Here is a 19,433-nt window from a genome sequence, read left to right on the forward strand (position 1 = left end):
CAGCACAAAAAGAGTGGTCCTTCAGGATCGCTCTTTTTGTTTGCATTTTTTTCTTCCTGTACCATCCTGCAGATTCCTGAGTAATAATTTAGAATATTAGTTAATTACCCAATTTTTTAAAAACTTTTTTCGCAGTTGTAAGTCTAATAAATAGGGACGATTGAAATGAGGTGATATTTTGAGTGAAAAGATGTTAGTAAGGAAAGCGATTAAAGGGGATGAAGAAGCTTTTTTAGCGTTAATCCATTCATATGAAGAGGCATTATATCGAACGGCTATTTCTTATTTAAAAAATGAAGGAGATGCACTAGAAGCCCTTCAGGAAGTGACATATAGAGCTTATATAGGTATAAAAACAGTAAGAGAGCCAGCCTATTTTAAAACATGGCTAATTCGGATTATGATGAATTACTGTCAAGATATCCTTAAGAAGAGCAAGAGGGAAGTACCAGATGATAGGATATTTTACATACAAGGAATAAGAGAGGACTATAACTTTTTAGAGGTTGAAGAGGCTCTATTAAGTTTATCTGATTATGAAAGAGAGTTATTACATTTAAAATACTTTGAAGATGTCAAAATAAAGGACATTGCTGTTATGTGGGATACACCAGAAGGAACAATTAAAACAAGGCTACATAAAGCATTACGAAAACTTAGGACGGGATTTGAAGAGAGAGGAGAGGTTAAACGTGTTTGAGGAGGAAAAGAAGAAATTGGAGCAGAGAAAGAAGTCGATTTATCAGGTTCAAGTATCCAAAGATATGCTATATTCCGCCGTGCAAATTGGATTCGAGAAAGCAAAAAAAGAAAGAATGTTAAAAAGAACCAAGTTGATAAAACGGAGTTCATGGTCGGTAGTAATTGCTGCCATCCTTCTCATTTCTTTTTTCACATCCATCTCCATATCTCCTGTTTTCGCAAGTAAGGTTGCATCTATTCCAGGGATGGAACGAATTATTGCACTTATTCAGCAAGACAGAGGTTTAATAGCTGCCGTTGAAAATGACTTTTATCAACCATTGAATCTCTCTCAAGAAAAGAACGGCATCATGGTGACACTCGATGGAGTAATCGCAGACAAGAAAGGAATAGTTGTTTTTTACTCTGTCCAATCTAAGGAGAAGAATCAGCCTTTAGAAATAGAATATTTGAAGCTAGTGAATGAAAATTACAGTAATTTGCCTGTAAATGACACTACTTTTTGGGCTTCGGAAAAACCAATAATTGAAGAAAAGGTATTTAGCTCTATGATGACACTTGAATCTGTAGAAAATCAAATAGTAGGTGATGGTAATATTTTATGGACGATTGGTTTGAAGAAAGCAGATAAATTGGAGCATTTTCAAATTCCATTTAAGTTTAAAAAGTCTAGCTTAGTAAGTAAAACAATCGCTTTAAATAAAGAAGTTTCAATTGAAGGTCAACGAATTATAGTGCAAAAAATTACAATTGATCCAATTCGTGCAGAAGTTAAATTAAAAGTTGATCCGAACAACTCCAAAAAAATATTTTCATTTGATAATATCAAGTTTACGAATGATATCGGTAATGAATGGAGCATTAATAATATTGGGACTACGTTTAGAAGTTTAGATGAAACTGAATGGACTATAAAATTTCAAAGTCCTTACTTTAATGACTCTGATAATCTAAAATTAGTATTTGGAAAAGTAGGAGCTATTGACAAAGACGATGCTTTTATTTTAATCGATACTGAATCAAAGAATTTTTTGAGGCAGCCTTCTGGGTCTATCTTCTCTGATTTAGAAATTGAGAACCGTAAAGTTAGTTTTACAATGGACGTAAATGGAGAAGATACTATGTTAGTATCTTCAAGTTTTGTAGATAATGACGGAAATGAATTTTTTATAAAATATGACTTTACTAATCCTATTCCAGGGAAAAAGTATGTAAAGGGATTTTATGAGAAAACAGATGAGAGAAGCTTAAAAATTGAATTTGAACTTCCAATGGAATCTATTCAAAGTCCCTTGCGATTCGATATAGTTTCTTACCCATCTTGGATAGAAGAGGACGTCGAGATAGAGGTCAAATAATAAAACGAGATTCTGAGAACAAATTTCTTCATTGTTCGAGAATCTCGTTTTTTAATGAGGGAAATAAAAAATATTTATGTTTTAGTTTTAACTATTTAACTTAGATCTCTTCCAAAATTCCTTTAACTAATCCAACGAATTTAACTCTTACTTTTCCAGCAACGTCAATTACTTCCTCATGATTTAGTGGCTGATCTAATATTCCACTTGCCATATTCGTAATGCAAGAAATACCAAGTACTTTCATCCTGCTGTGAGTAGCTACAATTGCTTCGGGAACGGTAGACATACCAGCTGCGTCAGCTCCTAGAGTGCGGAACATACGAATTTCTGCAGGAGTTTCATAAGTTGGTCCACTCCACCAAGCATATACACCTTCTTGCAAATGAATATTTTGATCATTTGCTACTTTAGCTGCAATACTACGTAGCTCTTTGTTATATACTTCTGATAAATCCGGGAAACGGGTGCCTAATTCGTCATTATTTGGTCCCATTAAAGGATTGGCCCCGACTAAGTTAATGTGGTCTGTAATTAACATTAAGTCACCTGGGTTAAAGCTAGTATTTACTGCACCACATGCATTGGTAATAATTACTTTTTCTATACCAAGTGCTTTCATAACACGTACTGGGAAGGTTACTTCATCTAACGTGTAGCCTTCATAGTAGTGAAAGCGTCCTTTCATAGCAGCAACTATTTTTCCGTTTAATTCTCCGATGACTAGTTCGTTTGCATGTCCAATTGCTTCAGATTTCGCAAAATGGGGGATCTCGCTATATGGAATTTTGGTGGGGTTCTTAATTTCATCGGCAAGCGAACCTAAGCCTGAGCCAAGGATCATTCCGATTACAGGACGATGATCTGTCTTACTCCTAATATAATCTCTAGTTTCTAAAATGCTTTCCATGTTGTGCATCATAATTCCTCCTTGAAATGGTGCTTAAAAAAACAATACAAATGTAGTATACACTCTAAAAGTGGTAATGCAAAAATGGGATATGTGTACATTCAAGGTTATTGTTGGTGATTTATAGTATAATTACATTATTTACAATATATTTGTCGAATAATCTTGTTTTAATAGAAATAAACTAAGGAAGTACTAAATATATGAAAAGTCATAAAGTAAAAGTAATTTTCTTCTTGTCTGTTGTATTATTACTCTTTTTTTCTGCTTTAAATGTGTATATATCATATGTGAGGATGAAACATACAATTGAAGAGTCAGTTGCAAACCAAAGTTTAGAGGCTGCCAAGTCCATTGCATCCTCAATAGATGTAGAAACGTATCAGAAATTTTTGGATAAGCCAGAGAAAAATGAACACTTTCGAGAAATTCAAATCTATTTAAGTGATGCTCGAGAAAAGTTGGGCTCCTTATATGTTTACACATTAGAGGTCGATAATCCTAAGGTTTCTAAAACAATGATATTAGGTCATTCTGGTGAGATTGAGAGCTTAGTTGATTATCCGATAGGGTTTGCATGTACGGTACCAAAAGAGCAAGTTAAAAAAGCTTATGAAGGACAAACTTATATAACCGGTGTGCTGAAGGATCCAGGTTATGGAGATTATTTATCTGTTGGTGCCCCTATTAAGAATGAAGAAGGAAAGATACTAGGGTATTTAGGTATCGATACTAGTGCAGCTACCATCAACCAGATTAAAGGTGCTGCACTAGAAAGGAATATACTAGCCTTAATATTCAACGGACTCTTTGTTTTTATCGTGATTGTCTCCTTTTTGTTTATGCAAAGATGGTACAGAAGAGAGGTTGCTAAGGAAGTTGGGTATACAGAGGATACATATCAAACAGAGATGAAAACGCTAATAGCCTCTGTTTCTTCATTACGACATGATTTTTCAAATCATATTTTAGTTTTGCATGGACTTTTAAAAATAGGGCAGTCGGATAAGGCATTACAATATGCTTCCTCTCTTTTTAAAGAAGTAGAAGCAATAGAATCTATAAAAATAGATATAGCTCATCCTGGGCTTTCCATTTTGTTGCAAACGAAAAAAATTGCTGCTCAAAATAATCGTATTCACATGGATATTGTGATTTCTCCTGTTTCTTTTGACTGTATAAAAACAACTGATTTAATTATTATTTTGTCTAATTTAATCGATAATGCGATGGATGCAACAATGGAGCTACATGAGGGAGAACGTAGCATACTCATAGAGTGTTCATCCAATAATACTCATTATGTATTTATAGTCACTAATACAGGAACTGAAATTTGCGATAAAGAACTAATCTTTAAACAAGGGCATTCTACTAAAAAAGAAGAACAAGGAAAAATAAGGGGTCAGGGATTGTTTATTGTGAAGGAAGTTGTAAATGGTTACAACGGAAATATTTCTGTTGAATCATCAGCCGATTTAAAAACAACTGCCATAGTGGAAATCCCTCTAAAGTAAATTTCCACTTCGTTGATATACCTACTATAAAAATAGATACCCTACCCAAATAGAGGTGTCTATTTTTCTTTAAAAAAAGCAAAGTATTTGCATGTGAATAAATTTCTAGGCCAAGGGCTATCCCTAGCAAACGCAACACCTTTAAAGAGACAAACACAAAGAGGTCAGCCAAAATATGAAATTATGAAATGGATTCAGCCAATTTGATAATTCCAAACTGTAAGAATCTGGTGCACTTCTTCCGAAATAAGATATGTATCATCCTGTTTATACAGTATAATTTAAATAATCTGTTTGTTTTGTAAGGTGGGATTCTGTTGTTGGACTTGCTTGCTATAATGCTTGAGAGGGTTGGCATGATTGTTGCCGTTGCCTTTATTTTGACTCGTTTTCAGTTTTTTAAAAACTTAGTGTATCGTGATAAATTGAATCGCAAGCAGGAGATTGCGGCGATCTTATTTTTTGGCTTTTTTGGTATTGTGGGAACGTATTTTGGAGTTGCACTCGATACGAATTCACTGCATTTTAATAGTGTCGCAACAGTTTTGAGTTCAGAGGAAGCTATTGCAAATTCACGTGTTATCGGTGTGGTCGTTGCAGGTCTGTTAGGCGGCTACCGTGTGGGGATTGGTGCGGGACTGATTGCAGGTATTCATCGTATGACATTAGGTGGATTTACAGCTGTGTCTTGTGGTCTATCAACTATCATAGCGGGAGCTGTTGCAGGAATTTTTTATCGAAAAGAAAGGGCACTTAAACCGCTTACTGTCTTTGCTATAGGGGCATTTACTGAAGCGATGCAAATGTCTATGATTTTATTGATATCAAAACCATTTGAGCAATCACTTACATTGGTTAAGATCATTGGTATACCGATGATTTTAGCTAATGGTGTAGGAACTGCACTATTTATACTGATTGTCTATAATGTGATCAGCCAACAAGAGAAAGTATTGGCATTGCAAGCACAGAAAATGCTGCGTATTGCAAATCAAACACTAAGCTACCTACGCACCGGCATGAACACTGTCACTGCACAAGCCGTTTGTAATATTCTATTCCGTGAATTACAACCAAGTGCTGTTGCTATGACCAACCAAACGGACATTCTTGCGCATGTTGGAATTGCCAGTGATCATCATAAGGGGGGTAGTCCGATTCGGACAGATGAAACCAGAAATGTCATACAACATGGAGAGGTAGTTGTTGTCAATGATGGCACCATTCACTGCAATTATCCAGGCTGTCAATTAGGAGCAGCAGTCATTGTCCCACTTATACAGCGTGGAGAAACCATTGGCACACTGAAACTATACTATCCATCTGAAAAAGTCATAACTGAAGATAATATTGAACTAATTGTCGGATTGAGCTCCCTATTAAGTAACCAGCTAGAAATTGCTGAAACTGATCATGCTTATCAGTTGGCAAAAGAGGCTGAAATCAAAGCGTTACAGGCGCAAATCAATCCCCACTTTTTATTTAATTCTATGAATATTATTGTGTCGTTAATTCGCACAGATCCTGATCGGGCAAGGAAACTACTGACGTCATTATCCTATTTTCTGCGACAAAATGTCACAGGGACAACTGCGTCTCAAATAACACTTGAGCAAGAGCTATTGCATGTTAAAGCTTATTTGGAAATAACTGAAGCTAGATTTATAGATCGACTGACCATTTTATATGACGTGGATGAACATTTGCTAAATGAAAAGATTCCTCCTTTCACATTACAGCCCATTGTTGAAAATGCTATTCACCACGGCATTAAGGATATGGAAAATAATAGTGTGGTTAAAATGACGGTACGTGACTTTGATGCAGAAATTGAGATTATCGTGAAAGACAATGGGAAAGGGATATTACCTGAACGACTCGCTGTTCTGGGCACAATGCCGCTCGAGTCCGAATCAGGAACTGGAGTAGGATTATTCAATATTAATAGTAGACTACTAATGACGTTTGGAGACCAGGCGGGTTTAAAGATTGTAAGTAAAGAGAATGAAGGAACAGCTATTTCCTTTAGAATTCCTAAATTGGGGGGGGATGCCTGATGGGATCGATTACTATATTGGTTGTAGATGATGAACGCTATGCACGAGAGGAATTAACGTATTTACTAGGTAAGTTTCCAAGAGTTCAAGTGGTAGGAGAGGCAGAGAGTGGAGAGGCTGCAATTTTAAAGGCATTACAGATCCATCCGGATGTTGTTTTTCTAGATGTCGAGATGCCTAAAATGAATGGAATAGAAGTAGCTAAAACCTTGTCGGGATTTAAAAAAGTGCCACTCATCATTTTTGCAACGGCTTATCCACAATTTGCGGCAGAGGCCTTTCGGATTAATGCCGTCGATTATTTATTGAAACCGTATGATGAAAGACTACTAGAGCAAACGATAGAGCGAATAGAAAAGACGTTATATCCTGCACCAACGGCTGACAGTATGGAGAAGCTTGGGAAATTGGCGATAGAAACAGGCGGTGACATCGATTATATTCTACCGCAGAATATTTTGTATATCTATCGAGATGACAAAGTAACGAAAATTATTACGCAAACCGATGGATATGATGTGCGGACAACTTTGAAAGAGCTTGAAAGTCGTTTAGTACCATTTTCATTTTTTCGAATTCATAAAGGATATCTCGTTAATTTGAAATACGTCAGTCGCTTAACACCATGGTTTAATGGTGCGTATCAGCTAGAGTTGGAAGGATTAGAACAGAAGCTTTCTGTCAGTAGAAATTACGTTAAAGAATTACGCCAGCGTTTAGAACTGTAATAACGTGTTATCTCCCACTATTTGCATGTTAAACTCTTAAACTTGCATGTTGCACCGAAATACTCCTATTTTTGAAAATTTGCCATAAACTAAATATAACTTATGGCAAGAAAAACCAAATTCGGAAATAGAAGGAAATAGGAGGGCTCACATGATTACATTTTTTTGTGCGATTGCACTATTAATTGTCGCGTATTTTACTTATGGGAAATTCATTGAAAAGATTTTTGATCCTACAGATGCTCGAAAAACACCTGCATATGCAAATGCAGACGGCGTTGACTTCGTACCGATGAATAAACAAAAAAATGCGCTCATTCAGCTGCTAAATATAGCAGGAACAGGTCCAATCTTTGGACCAATTATGGGTGCGTTATTCGGACCAGTCGCTTTCTTATGGATTGTTTTAGGAGCCATTTTTGCAGGGGCTGTACACGACTATTTAACGGGTATGATCTCCATTCGCAACAAAGGTGCACATATTCCAGAGTTAGCTGGAAAGTTCTTAGGTAACGTTTCGAAACATATTGTAAACGTTTTCGCATTACTGCTTCTTTTATTAGTCGGGACAGTATTTGTAACGACACCTGCCTCTTTATTAGCGCTATTAATGGATGGTAAAGTAGCGTTATGGATATTGATTGTTGTTATTTTTATTTATTATTTCTTATCTACAATTCTTCCAATTGATAAAATTATCGGGAGACTGTACCCATACTTTGGCGCAGTACTACTGATTGGTACCGTGGGGGTTGGAGTTGCTTTACTAGTCTCTGATTATACAATTCCAGAATTGTCGTTAACAAACATGCACCCAGATAATGTACCAATTTTCCCGATTCTGTTCTTTACGATTACATGTGGTGCACTTTCTGGCTTTCATGCCACACAATCACCAATTATTTCGAGAACTGTCGAAAAAGAATCACAAGGTCGTTATGTATTCTATGGCATGATGATTACGGAAGCAGTCATAGCGATGATCTGGGCTGCAGCGGCAATGAGTATGCTAGACGGACAAACATTAAGTGAATTTATCGCAACAGGGACACCTTCTGCAGTAGTTAATGAAGTATCCATGACTTTATTAGGAGCTATTGGTGGAACAATTGCGGTACTGGGTGCTGTTGTACTACCAATTACATCAGGTGACACAGCGTTCCGTGCTGCACGTTCAATCATTGCAGATTATTTGAAAATTGATCAGAAAAAAGTGGCGAAACGTTTGATGATTGCTGTTCCATTGTTCGCTATATCGGCGATGTTAACGCAAATTGATTTCAACATCTTGTGGAGATATTTCTCTTGGGCAAACCAAGCAACAGCGGCAATCGCCTTATGGATTGCGACAATGTATTTGTTCATTAAAGGAAAGAACTACATTGTGTCGCTAATACCAGCACTGTTTATCACTTATATGGTTTTTGTCTATATCTTAAACGCAAAGATTGGATTTAGGTTAGACTTGGAACTATCCTTCTATATTGGAATAGTATTAACAATTATTTTGACAATCATGTTCTTTATCAAAGCAAAAAATAATAGAGCAAACCAGATTGAAACGGATGTAGTAGTGGATAATGTGACTGAATAACAGTAAATAGGCTTGCATGAACTAAATCACGGAGAAACGAAATAGTTTCTCCGTGATTTTTTAAATACCCTCCTAAGATTGGGGGTTAGTAAGAGAAAAGCTACTCACTTCTTTAATAGAAAGAAGTGAGTAGCTTTTTGTTGTTGACTATTTCTATGAAATTACTACTAAATTAACGATCCGCCTTTTTCCATATACTTAAGAATACCTTCAGCCGCACGGTAAGATAATGCACCTACAGTACCAGTTGGATTGTATCCAGCATTTTGCGGGAATGAAGAAGCCCCTACAACAAATAGATTTTCAACATCCCACATTTGTGAGTAGTTGTTGACTGCAGATGTCTCAGGATCTGCACCCATAATTACACCACCAGTATTATGAGTGGATTGATATTCAGCTACATTGTAAGGCCCAAGATCTCCACTAACATCCACATGACTCGCACCCATTTCTTTCAGAATTCCTTCACACTTTTCAGCCAAGTACTTCGTCAATTGACGGTCTTGTTCTTCGAAGTCAAAAGTGATTCGAACTAATGGATCTCCAAATGCATCATTATAAGTAGGGTCTAAGTCTAGGAAATGTTGCTTATAAGCCATCGAAGCACCCTCACCACTTACCGTTAAGGAAGCATTTGTATATTTTAGGGAAGCATCTTTAAAATCTTTACCCCAAGATTTTGTGCCAGATGGAACTTGGTTGTTTGCAATAGGTCTTTGTCCTGTTTGACCAAGGATAATCATCCCACCGTGAATAAAATCTAAATCAGTGTGATCAAAGTTATCTCCGTTAAAATCATCAATAATCATACCTAAACCGCCGGCACCAGCAAAGTTGTTGAATTTATGATCATCGAAGAATCCAGTTGCTCTACCTTTACGAATTTGGTAGGCATAGTTTTTCCCAATAACGCCAGTACCAGTAGTTGGGTCATAAGGTCTTCCAATTCCAGAAAGTAATAGAAGACGAACGTTTGTAAATACATATCCTGATAATACGACAACATCAGCTGATTGTTCAAATTCTTCCCCAGTAGTTAAATCTGTGTAAAGAACTCCGGTAGCTTTTCCGTTTGAGTATAAAATACGACGTACTTCAGAATGTGGACGAACTTCAAAGTTCCCAGTAGCTTTTGCAACTGGCAGTACAGTTACACCAGGCTCTGCTTTTGCACCGTATTCACAGCCAAAACGCTCACAAAATCCACAATATTGGCAAGCTACTCGAGAAATTCCATCTGGGTTTGTATAATTTTCCGATAGATTGGCAGAAGGTTGCACATACGGATGATAACCCATTTTTTTTGTAGCCTCATCAAATAAGCGCATTGCCTCTGTTTTTTTCATCGCCGGAGTAGGGAATGGGTTAGAGCGTCTTCCACCTAGTGGATTGTCTTCGCCTGAAATACCTGCCATTTTTTCGTATTGATCATAATAAGGTTCAATCTCATCATATGTAATACCCCAGTCTTGGATAGTCATATCAGCAGGTATTTTATCTAAACCATATTTTTCAATTGTTTTACTACGCAGTTCAAAATCATATGGAAGGAAACGGAAGTTTTGACCGTTCCAGTGGGCACCAGAACCACCAACACCAACACCAAGTAAGAATGAACCATAAGATCTCATAGGAAGAGAGCGCATTTTGTCGTTATTACGGAAAGTAATTGTTTCTTTTGAAAGATCTTGCATCATTTCATGTCGAACTGCATATCTAAGCTCGTCATGGGCCATAAAATAATCTTCTGTTTTTCTCTCTTTACCGCGCTCTAATCCAACAACCTTTTTACCTTGTTTTGTCAGCTCAGCCGCGATGATACCAGCGGACCAACCAACACCTATTGTGACAACATCTACTTTAGGTAATTTTGTTACCATTATTATTTCCTCCTCAATCGTCAATTTCTATATAGCTATGATTCTATTAATGTTTGTGCTGAGAATTTAACGCCATCGGTTCAATCTTCGTAAATTCTTTTTCAATAATATCCAGGAAGCTCATCTGATGTCCTGGGAAATTCTTCATCTTCCAGCCTTCCATATTTGCATTACCACCATATAGAGGATCAGCGTAAGCGCCTTCAATTGTTGCTGTTCTTAGGACACCAAAGAAATGAGCAGAGGATACACCTTTAAGCTCCACATTTCCATCAGCGAACTCGGTTAATATTGCGTCTTGTTCATCTTCCGAAAGTTCTATGAAAGATTTATCATATGTTTTTAAGCTGTGATCTTGGATTCCTTTTAAACCAATTTCAAAGATTTGTTGACGATTTTGGCTACCTTGATAACCTTGGGTATCTTCTCCAGGGAAGAATGGTCCAGATGTATATTCTTTTGATCCCATGCCCCAAGCGCCTGAAAGTTGATGGTCAATATAGTAGGCAACAAGTAATTCTTTTGCACCAGGACCGTTTTGATCTTTCGGGAAAATTCTCTCAGAAGCAGCTTCCGTTATACGATATTGTTCGGGTGTAAAGTACATTAAAGCAACATTTGGGTTAGAAGGAGCAGTACTTGAGTGCACATTTGTTTCATTCGTTGTAGTCTTTCCATCCTTTACGAGAAGACTCCCTAGGGCTCCTCCTAAAACGACTCCACCAACTGTTAAACCTGAGTTTTTGATGAAAGTACGTCTCGATGAACGTTTGTCTAAAACAGGTGTATTTTTTTTCTGTTCAGTCATAATATAACCTCCTATATAAGTAGTTTAGAATTTTAACTAGGTAAATATTTATGCAAAAAAAATTAATGGATAATGGAATGCCAGTTATAGACGATAGAAAACAGTACAGTAAATACAATTAAAGAGCTTATAAAGTACAAATGTTGTTTTCCTGTCCAACAAAGAACGATAATGGCTAGACCAAGACCCGAGCCTACTAAAGCAAACCATGGGAATGCACTATTATAGAAGAAAAGAGCTAGAGCAAAATCAGCTACTATAAATAATGCCAATAATACTTGATTCAAAATTTTTAATTCTTCCAAATTATATTGCGTCACTTTATTTCTCCTTTGACTTATACTATTTGTTTAGTAAATTTTATTTATACTAATTATTAAAGAGTAATAATACAAAACAAATCGTACTCAGTGTATCCTATTTTTATCTTGGTTTCTAGATAATATTTGCAAAAATTAAATAAAAAAATATTCAGATAATGAAATATGTTACTATGCGATAGCAATATATTGTAATTGGGAGTAGGCTTTTTTCATATCCTAGCAGGAGATTGGGATACAACTATTGAATAGTTACTAAAATGTATTAGGGGGAATAGAGATGGGATTTTTAGATGGGCTAATGGGGAATGTGTCGGAGATAGAAAATAGCCAGGTTGAAAGTGAGTTAAAGGATTTACTAGCCTCTTCTGAAAAGGTAGAACATGCGTATAAACTTATCCGGGATTTAATCGTTTTTACAAACAAGCGGTTATTGCTTATTGATAAACAAGGTATGAGTGGAAAAAAGGTAGAGTATCATTCTGTTCCATATAGAAGTATCGTTCATTTTTCAATTGAAACTGCTGGCACCTTTGATCTGGACGCGGAACTAAAAATTTGGTTATCGGGAAGCTCAGTTCCTATACAAAAGAAATTCAATAAGACCCTAAATATATATAAGGTACAAAGTGTATTAGCAGAATATGTAATGCGTTAAAAGGGAGATGTGCAGGTGGAGTTACTTATTATACGACATGGACAATCGGAGGCAGATTTACTGGGAGTGCATGAAGGAAGAGCAGACTTCGCCTTGACTAAATTAGGGGAGCTGCAAGCAAATACAATGGGGGCATACGTAGCAGAACATCTACCACCTGATATTATCTTAGCAAGTCCTTTATTAAGAGCAAAGGGCACTGCCGAAATACTACAAAAATTCGTCGGCTGCAACTTGCTCATTGAAACTGATTTAATGGAATTTAATAATGGTGTGCTAGCGGGACTTTCTAAGGAGGTAGCTCGGGTGAAGTATCCACTACCTCTAGCAGGAAGACCATTACATATTCCTATTGAACAGGGTGAATCAGAATTAGAGTTTCGCTTTCGTGCAGAAAGAATTTTTCACAAAATCATGCATGATTATCAGGGATATAATCGGGTGGCAATTGTCTCTCATGGTGGGTTTATCTCTCAATTCATCAAAGCATTTTTAAAGCATCCTAATGAAAGTGAATTTGGGTTTGCGACAAGTGATACCGGACTCCATCTATTAGAAATAAAAGAGAAGGCAAGGATTATTAGGTTTCTAAATAAACAGGAACATTTAAAAGGTGAGATAGATTGATATTGCATACAAATGTTATGGGTAATGGGAAACCTATCGTTTTTGTACATACAGGTTTGCAAACTGGATTATTAGATTTTGAGTTTCAAAGAGAGTATTTTAGCCATAATTACCAAGTGATTTCTCCAGACTTGAGAGGTCATGGTCGATCTAAAACAGAAAATATACAAAATTTCTTTGAGGATTCTGCAAAGGATTTATTGGAAACGCTGGATTATTTAAAAGTTTCTGCTGTTCATCTCGTAGGGTGTTCGTTGGGTGCACTTGTAGCAATTAAATTTGCACACATGTTTCCAGAAAGGGTTATTACGTTAGCTATTTCAGGAGTTACACCAGTAAAGCCGGACAACTGGTTGGAAATCCATAAGGAAGATGTTAATGGGCAAAATAATTTATTACAAAACAAAGAATTCGCTAATTACTTTGATCACCTACATGAATCTGATTGGCGACAGTTCATTCATTTTGGAAAAAATGAAAACTGGTATCCATTTGAAGATGTAAAGGCAGTCACAAAATTTGAATTCCCAGTACTATTCATCGTAGGGGAGAAAAAGCGGAATGAAACTATCGGTGCATCCATTTATCCTGAGATAAATTCAAATGTACGTATTGCAATTGTACCGTTTGCAGGGCATTTGGTTCATGATGAACAGCCTGAAATTTACACAAAGATATTAGAAGTATTTATAAAGACTGTGTAAGTTTCTTAGAAACCAAAAGAGTAGTTGGAAGTTTGAGGATGAATCCATATATTAAAAAACTGCTACCTTCTTTGATGGAAAGAAGGTAGCAGTTTTTAAGTTGTTGGCTAATTCTATGAGTAGAAATTAATTGTTATAGTTAAGCAAATATTATTTGTTCATTTAGAAGCGTCTCGTTTTAAACTAAAGATCCGCCAGTTTTTAAGTATTTTTCAATACCTTCAGCAGCACGATATGCTAATGCGCCAACAGTGTTCGTTGGGTTGTATCCTGAGTTTTGTGCAAAGGCACTTGCACCTGGCACGAATACGTTTTCACAATCCCACATTTGTAGGTAACTGTTTAAAGCACTTGTTTCTGGGTCAGCACCCATAATTACTCCACCAGTATTATGAGTAGACTGATAGTTACGAATATCGTAATCGCCGATTTCATCACCAGTCATTTTAACTTCTTTTGCACCCATTTGCTTCATGATCTCAGCACATTTTTCGCCCATAAATTTCATTAGTTGACGGTCTTGGTCTTTCCAATTGAACGTCATTCTAAGTAATGGGTCACCGAATGCATCTTTATACGTTGGATCTTGATCGATGTAATTATCTTGCCAAGGAAGGGAAGCTCCTTGTGCTTTAATGATAAGAGCTCGGTTTGCGTTTTGGACAGAAGCGTCTTTAAACTCTTTGCCCCAACTTGGAACGTTTGGTGGTACGTGATTATTCGCAATAGGGCGATCCCCTAGTTGTGTAATATGAATTGTAGCACCATGTAAGAAATCTAAGTCAGTGTGATCAAAGAAGTCTCCATTGAAGTCATCAATTTGAGCTCCTAGAGCACCTGCTCCAGCATACATATTAAAATCTTTATCGAAGAAACCAACAGCAGTACCCAAATATGTTTGATATGCATAGTTTCTACCAATAACTCCTGTACCAGTAACTGGATCATATGGGCGGCCAAGTTGAGAATTTAATAGAAGTTTAATATTATTCATTTGATAGGCTGAAACTACAACTACATCTGCCTCTTGAATAAACTCTTCACCAGTACGTGTGTCTACATAAAGTACACCTGTAGCTTTTCCGTTCGTGTGTAGAACTTTACGTACTACACAATGAGGTCGAACTTCGAAGTTACCTGTTTCCTTAGCTACAGGTAATACTGTAACTACTGGTGATGCTTTCGCTCCATATTCACAACCAAAACGTTCACAGAAACCACAATATTGGCAAGCACTACGAGCAATACCATCTGGATTTGTATATGGTTGTGTTAAATTGTTAGATGGCATATGGTATGGATGATATCCAAGATCTTTAGTTGCACTTTTGAATAATGCTGTAACAGGTGTTTCCAACATTGGTGGGTTAGGATATTTAACTTGTGGAGAACCAGGTAATGGATTCGGTTCGCCGCCAATACCAGTCATAGCATCGAATTTATCAAAGTAAGGTTCTAACTCTTTGTAAGTTATACCCCAGTCTTGAAGCATCATCCCTTTAGGGATTTTACCTTTTCCGTAACGTTTAACAGTTTCTGAATAGATCTCGAAATCGTATGGTAAGAAGCGGAAAGTTTGTCCATTCCAATGCTCTCCTGAACCACCTGTTCCCTCTCCAATTAAGAAGCTACCCCATTCACGATAAGGTAATGCTCGTTGTGTCGTATTATGACGGAATGTAAGTGTTTCTTTTGAAAGATCCTGCATCATTTCTTTACGATCTGCGTATCGTAATTCGTCGTGAGCCATAAAATAATCTTCAGTAGAACGTTCTTTACCACGTTCAATACCTACCACTTTATATCCTTTTTTTGTAAGTTCAGCTGCAATAATACCGCCTACCCAACCTACCCCTACTAAAACTATATCTGTTTTTGGTAATTTAGTTGCCAAAGTTTTTCACCCTTTCTATTGGTAGATATTAATGTTGATGTTGCGAGTTTAAGCTCATAGGAGCGATTTTCACGAATTCATCTTTTTCTAATACGTTCATATAATTCGTTTGATGTCCAGGGAAATTTTTCATTTTCCAACCAGCCATATCTTTATTACCGCCATACATTGGATCAGCATATACTCCTTCAATCGTTACTTTTCTAAGCAAAGTAAAGAAAAAGGATGAACTAACAGCTCCGCTTAATTTAACTTTATCAGCTTCGAAATCTTTTAAGATCTCGATTTGTTGTTCTTCTGTTAAATTAGCAAATTTAGGTTTCTCATCGGATTTCTTCGCAGCCTCTGTATTTAAAGCTGTAATTCCAAGGTTAAAAACTTGCTGACGATTTAAATGGGTTTGGTACCCTTGTTGTGGAACTGCTTCTGCAGGGAAGAAAGGACCAGTCATATATTCTCTTGAGTTAAGGCCGAAGCTTCCTGCTAGTTGGTGATCGATATAATATGCAACAAGTAATTCTTTCGCACCGGGTCCTACTTCAGTTTTAGGGAAAATTTGTTCTGTTGCCGCATCTATCGTATCGAATTGTGCTTTGTCAAAATACATTAGTGCTTGGTTGTAATTCACCGCAGCAGATGTTGAATGAACGCCAGTTTCGTGAGTTTTAGATGTTGAATCTTTACCTAGTAAAGAACCGAGTGCTCCACCTAGTACAACTCCACCAACTGTTAATCCGGAATTTTTGATAAATGTACGTCTAGATGAACGTTTATCTAAGTATGGAGCCTTTTTTTCCTGTTCTGACATAATATAACCTCCAACGTAAATTAGTAGAAAAATAGCTTAAATTGTTTATTCAAGTAAACAATGAATTAAAAAAATAATCTAATTAATGAAAAAATGAATGCCAGTTATAAACTAATGAAAATAGGATCGTATAAACCAATAAAAAAGCGATAAAGTATATATATTTTTTTCCAGTCCAGCAAAGAACAATAATAGCTAGTCCAATACTTGAACCTATTAACGCGAACCAAGGGAACTCATTATTATAGTAAAAGAGACCAAGTGCTAAATCTGCTACTATAAATAAAGCAAAAATTACTTGATTCAACAGTTTTAATTCTTCTAAGTTATATTGCGTCACTTTTATTCTCCTTTAACATAGTTCACAAAACTATGAAAATGTAATTTTTATACATAACAAAACAACCGTTTACCAGTCTACTCCTTTTATTTCTTCAATACTACATATTTATTTCGGATTATAAAATATAATTTTATTCTGAAAAAACATTAAATTCGCATAAATATTGCAAATTTATAGTAAAAACGCCTATGTTTTTGGTATAAAGTAACTAGTGTTTTGAAGGTAAAAAAAGCTAAAGAACTAGTTGTATAAACAAAGCTCAAGAAAGTTAACGAAGTGAAAAAAGTAGATTTTGTATTAAGGAGACGTTTCAAGCTCACACAATTCATTTTGAGTACTTAGGTATTTACAAATTTAAACGTAGGAGTATAATGTGTAATTGATACAAAACAACCAATATTTTTTGTCAGATAAACAACTATTGCAAAAACCACGTGAAAATTATATAGAAAAAGTATAGGAGAGATTATAATGCCAAATATCGGAATACCAGGTTTAATCATTATATTAATCATTGCTTTAATCGTTTTCGGTCCGAAAAAGTTACCTCAATTGGGTAGAGCAGTTGGAGAGACGTTAAAAGAATTCAAAAACTCAACTAAAGATATAGTAGACGATGTTGCAGAAGAATTTAGAATAGAAGATAAAGAAACAGAAACTAAAAAAAATATCTAATGCAAAAAGCCACCTATTTAGGTGGCTTTTTGCATGCGTTAATATGCGTTGCTAGATTTGAGCATGTTGTTTAGGAATAGCTACCCAATGCTCCGGGGATACCTCTATTAACTCGGATTGACTCAATTGGTATTTATCTATTTCTAAGTTGTCTTCCATTAGAGACCGTTTTTTCTTGGCCTCTACTTTAGGATCGGGAATTGGAATTGCGGCTAGTAATGATTTTGTATAAGGGTGCTGAGGGTTAGAATAGAGCTCCTCGCTTTCTGCAAGTTCTACAATTTTCCCAGCGTACATAACTGCCACTCTATCACTAATATGCTTGACCATTGATAAGTCATGCGCAATAAACAAATAGGTAAGCCCTAGACGATGTTGGAGATCCTCTAGCAAGTCGACAATCTGAGATTGTATAGAGACATCTAAAGCGGATAAGGGTTCATCGCAAACGATAAAGTCAGGCTCAACAGCAAGTGCCCGAGCGATTCCAATTCTTTGGCGTTGCCCACCAGAAAATTCATGTGGGTACCGCATGGCGTGTTCAGGTTTTAGTCCCACCATTAGGAGTAATTCTTCCACGCGCTGTTTTCTTTCCTCGTTGTTTTTACTTAAACGGTGTATATCTAATGCTTGCCCGATTATATCCAATACTTTAAAGCGTGGATTTAATGAAGAGTAGGGATCTTGAAAGATCATTTGCATATGTCGACGCATTGTTTTCATTTCATCTTTACTAAGTCTATTTATCGCTAAACCTTGATATAATACATCTCCGTCTGTTGGTTCATGAAGTCGAAGTATCGCTCTACCAGTTGTAGACTTACCTGAACCAGATTCTCCGACTAACCCTAATGTTTCTCCAGGTTTTATGAAAAAGCTAATATCGTCAACTGCTTTTAGTACATTGCCTTTTCCAATATCGAAATTCATTTTAAGGGAACGTACATCTAGTAGAGGTTTTCCGTCTTCTGTCCCAAGGGAATGGAGAGAAGGACGTTTAGCTTTTTTTTTCTGATCTAATCTTGGAAGAGCGTTAAGCAGTTTTTTTGTATAGTCATGTTGAGGGTTTTCAAAGATTTCTTCCGTTGTCCCAGTTTCGACAATTTCTCCATCCTTCATGACTGCTACTCGGTCACACATTCCGGCCACTACACCCAAATCATGGGTGATTAAAATAATAGATGTTCCAAAACGTGCTTGCATGTCTTTCATGAGGTTTAATATTTGCGCTTGAATGGTAACGTCAAGTGCAGTTGTAGGTTCATCTGCAATCAGAAGAGTAGGACGACAAGCCAATGCTATTGCAATCATGACTCTTTGACGCATTCCACCAGAAAACTCATGCGGATACTGATTGAAGCGTTCTTCGCTATTTTTAATTCCTACTAACTTGAGTAGGTCAAGCGCTTGTTTTTTTGCTTCCTTTTTGGATAACTTTTGGTGTTTGATCAAACTTTCAGCTATTTGTTTGCCAATTCGAATAGTAGGATTAAGGGAGCTCATAGGGTCTTGGAAGATCATACTAATATCTTGCCCTCGGATACTTTCCATCTCTTTTTCTGACTTATTTATAAGATTTTCTCCGAGAAATTCAATCTCGCCGTTTTTTAACAAGGAAGGAGGGGAAGGGAGTAATCTCATAATTGAACGAGCGGTAACACTCTTGCCGCTACCTGATTCTCCAACAATCCCAATAGTTTCTCCTTTTTTCACTTCAAAACTGACACCTCGCACAGCTTCAAATTCTTTGTCGCTGGTCAGAAACGAGATATGTAAATCTTTAACCTTTAGAACCGTCTCCAACGTAAAACACCTACCTATTCCTATATATATAATATTAAATAAAT

18 protein-coding genes are annotated in these 19,433 nt (G+C 36.5%); 10 read left to right on the forward strand and 8 right to left on the reverse strand.

Features of this window, described 5'->3' with window-relative positions; translation table 11 throughout:
• The first annotated feature begins 178 nt into the window (after positions 1–178).
• Together MKX39_RS01515 and MKX39_RS01520 are read left to right on the forward strand one after the other, a co-directional pair.
• Positions 179–700: a sigma-70 family RNA polymerase sigma factor gene (locus tag MKX39_RS01515; RefSeq protein ID WP_093536316.1), complete on the forward strand. Its 522-nt coding sequence runs from the start codon at positions 179–181 to the stop codon at positions 698–700.
• The gene (locus tag MKX39_RS01520) at positions 693–2,060 is read left to right on the forward strand and encodes a DUF4179 domain-containing protein (protein WP_340767997.1); all 1,368 of its coding nucleotides are present in this window, start codon (positions 693–695) and stop codon (positions 2,058–2,060) included. The genes MKX39_RS01515 and MKX39_RS01520 overlap by 8 nt, the downstream gene beginning before the upstream one ends.
• A gap of 100 nt (positions 2,061–2,160) precedes the next feature.
• On the opposite strand, the gene MKX39_RS01525 is transcribed toward MKX39_RS01520, so the two are convergent.
• Complete coding sequence (locus MKX39_RS01525) at positions 2,161–2,979, reverse strand: purine-nucleoside phosphorylase (RefSeq protein WP_340771301.1); 819 nt, start codon at positions 2,977–2,979, stop codon at positions 2,161–2,163.
• Positions 2,980–3,173: 194 nt separating this feature from the next.
• On the opposite strand from MKX39_RS01525, the gene MKX39_RS01530 reads away from it, so the two are divergent.
• The 4 genes from MKX39_RS01530 (at position 3,174) to MKX39_RS01545 (ending at position 8,866) form a co-directional block, all read left to right on the forward strand.
• On the forward strand, positions 3,174–4,487 hold the full coding sequence (locus MKX39_RS01530; RefSeq protein WP_340767999.1) for a GHKL domain-containing protein: 1,314 nt from the start codon (positions 3,174–3,176) through the stop codon (positions 4,485–4,487).
• 317 nt (positions 4,488–4,804) lie between these two features.
• The gene (locus MKX39_RS01535) at positions 4,805–6,544 is read left to right on the forward strand and encodes a sensor histidine kinase (protein WP_340768001.1); all 1,740 of its coding nucleotides are present in this window, start codon (positions 4,805–4,807) and stop codon (positions 6,542–6,544) included.
• The gene (locus MKX39_RS01540; protein WP_340768002.1) at positions 6,544–7,272 is read left to right on the forward strand and encodes a LytR/AlgR family response regulator transcription factor; all 729 of its coding nucleotides are present in this window, start codon (positions 6,544–6,546) and stop codon (positions 7,270–7,272) included. Before MKX39_RS01535 ends, MKX39_RS01540 begins: the two co-directional genes overlap by 1 nt.
• A 151-nt stretch (positions 7,273–7,423) precedes the next feature.
• Complete coding sequence (locus MKX39_RS01545; protein ID WP_093536306.1) at positions 7,424–8,866, forward strand: carbon starvation CstA family protein; 1,443 nt, start codon at positions 7,424–7,426, stop codon at positions 8,864–8,866.
• Positions 8,867–9,033: 167 nt separating this feature from the next.
• On the opposite strand, the gene MKX39_RS01550 is transcribed toward MKX39_RS01545, so the two are convergent.
• The 3 genes from MKX39_RS01550 to MKX39_RS01560 form a co-directional block, all read right to left on the reverse strand.
• Positions 9,034–10,749: a GMC family oxidoreductase gene (locus MKX39_RS01550; protein ID WP_340768003.1), complete on the reverse strand. Its 1,716-nt coding sequence runs from the start codon at positions 10,747–10,749 to the stop codon at positions 9,034–9,036.
• 46 nt (positions 10,750–10,795) lie between these two features.
• Positions 10,796–11,557, reverse strand: a complete 762-nt coding sequence (locus MKX39_RS01555; protein WP_340768004.1) for a gluconate 2-dehydrogenase subunit 3 family protein — start codon at positions 11,555–11,557, stop codon at positions 10,796–10,798.
• A 62-nt stretch (positions 11,558–11,619) separates the two neighbouring features.
• Entirely contained in the window at positions 11,620–11,877 is a 258-nt protein-coding gene (locus MKX39_RS01560) for a hypothetical protein (protein WP_093536300.1), read from the reverse strand.
• A 280-nt stretch (positions 11,878–12,157) separates the two neighbouring features.
• On the opposite strand from MKX39_RS01560, the gene MKX39_RS01565 reads away from it, so the two are divergent.
• Genes MKX39_RS01565 through MKX39_RS01575 form a run of 3 tightly spaced genes read left to right on the forward strand, consistent with a single transcriptional unit; the run spans position 12,158 to position 13,866 of the window.
• Positions 12,158–12,535 (forward strand): PH domain-containing protein, encoded by a 378-nt coding sequence (locus tag MKX39_RS01565; RefSeq protein ID WP_340761247.1) that lies wholly within the window; start codon positions 12,158–12,160, stop codon positions 12,533–12,535.
• A gap of 15 nt (positions 12,536–12,550) precedes the next feature.
• Positions 12,551–13,162 carry a histidine phosphatase family protein gene (locus MKX39_RS01570; RefSeq protein WP_340768005.1) on the forward strand — a complete coding sequence of 204 codons (612 nt, stop codon included), beginning with the start codon at positions 12,551–12,553 and terminating at the stop codon, positions 13,160–13,162.
• Positions 13,159–13,866, forward strand: coding sequence for an alpha/beta fold hydrolase (locus MKX39_RS01575; protein ID WP_340768007.1), 708 nt, complete (start codon positions 13,159–13,161; stop codon positions 13,864–13,866). Before MKX39_RS01570 ends, MKX39_RS01575 begins: the two co-directional genes overlap by 4 nt.
• Positions 13,867–14,044: 178 nt before the next feature.
• Here MKX39_RS01575 and MKX39_RS01580 read toward each other — a convergent pair whose 3' ends face one another.
• The 3 genes from MKX39_RS01580 to MKX39_RS01590 all read right to left on the reverse strand — a co-directional run bounded on the left by MKX39_RS01580 (position 14,045) and on the right by MKX39_RS01590 (position 16,908).
• Positions 14,045–15,760: a GMC family oxidoreductase gene (locus MKX39_RS01580; protein WP_093536292.1), complete on the reverse strand. Its 1,716-nt coding sequence runs from the start codon at positions 15,758–15,760 to the stop codon at positions 14,045–14,047.
• A gap of 28 nt (positions 15,761–15,788) precedes the next feature.
• A complete protein-coding gene (locus tag MKX39_RS01585) occupies positions 15,789–16,568 on the reverse strand; it encodes a gluconate 2-dehydrogenase subunit 3 family protein (protein WP_340761252.1) in 780 nt (259 codons plus the stop codon).
• An 82-nt stretch (positions 16,569–16,650) separates the two neighbouring features.
• Positions 16,651–16,908, reverse strand: coding sequence for a hypothetical protein (locus MKX39_RS01590; protein ID WP_093536288.1), 258 nt, complete (start codon positions 16,906–16,908; stop codon positions 16,651–16,653).
• Between the two features lie 471 nt (positions 16,909–17,379).
• Here MKX39_RS01590 and tatA point away from each other — a divergent pair, with 471 nt between their 5' ends.
• Positions 17,380–17,586 (forward strand): twin-arginine translocase TatA/TatE family subunit, encoded by a 207-nt coding sequence (tatA, locus tag MKX39_RS01595; protein WP_093536286.1) that lies wholly within the window; start codon positions 17,380–17,382, stop codon positions 17,584–17,586.
• 51 nt (positions 17,587–17,637) lie between these two features.
• On the opposite strand, the gene MKX39_RS01600 is transcribed toward tatA, so the two are convergent.
• Positions 17,638–19,389 carry an ABC transporter ATP-binding protein gene (locus tag MKX39_RS01600; RefSeq protein WP_340768010.1) on the reverse strand — a complete coding sequence of 584 codons (1,752 nt, stop codon included), beginning with the start codon at positions 19,387–19,389 and terminating at the stop codon, positions 17,638–17,640.
• Positions 19,390–19,433 lie beyond the last annotated feature (44 nt).

This window comes from Psychrobacillus sp. FSL K6-1464 (assembly GCF_038003145.1).
Taxonomy (GTDB): Bacteria; Bacillota; Bacilli; order Bacillales_A; family Planococcaceae; genus Psychrobacillus; species Psychrobacillus psychrotolerans.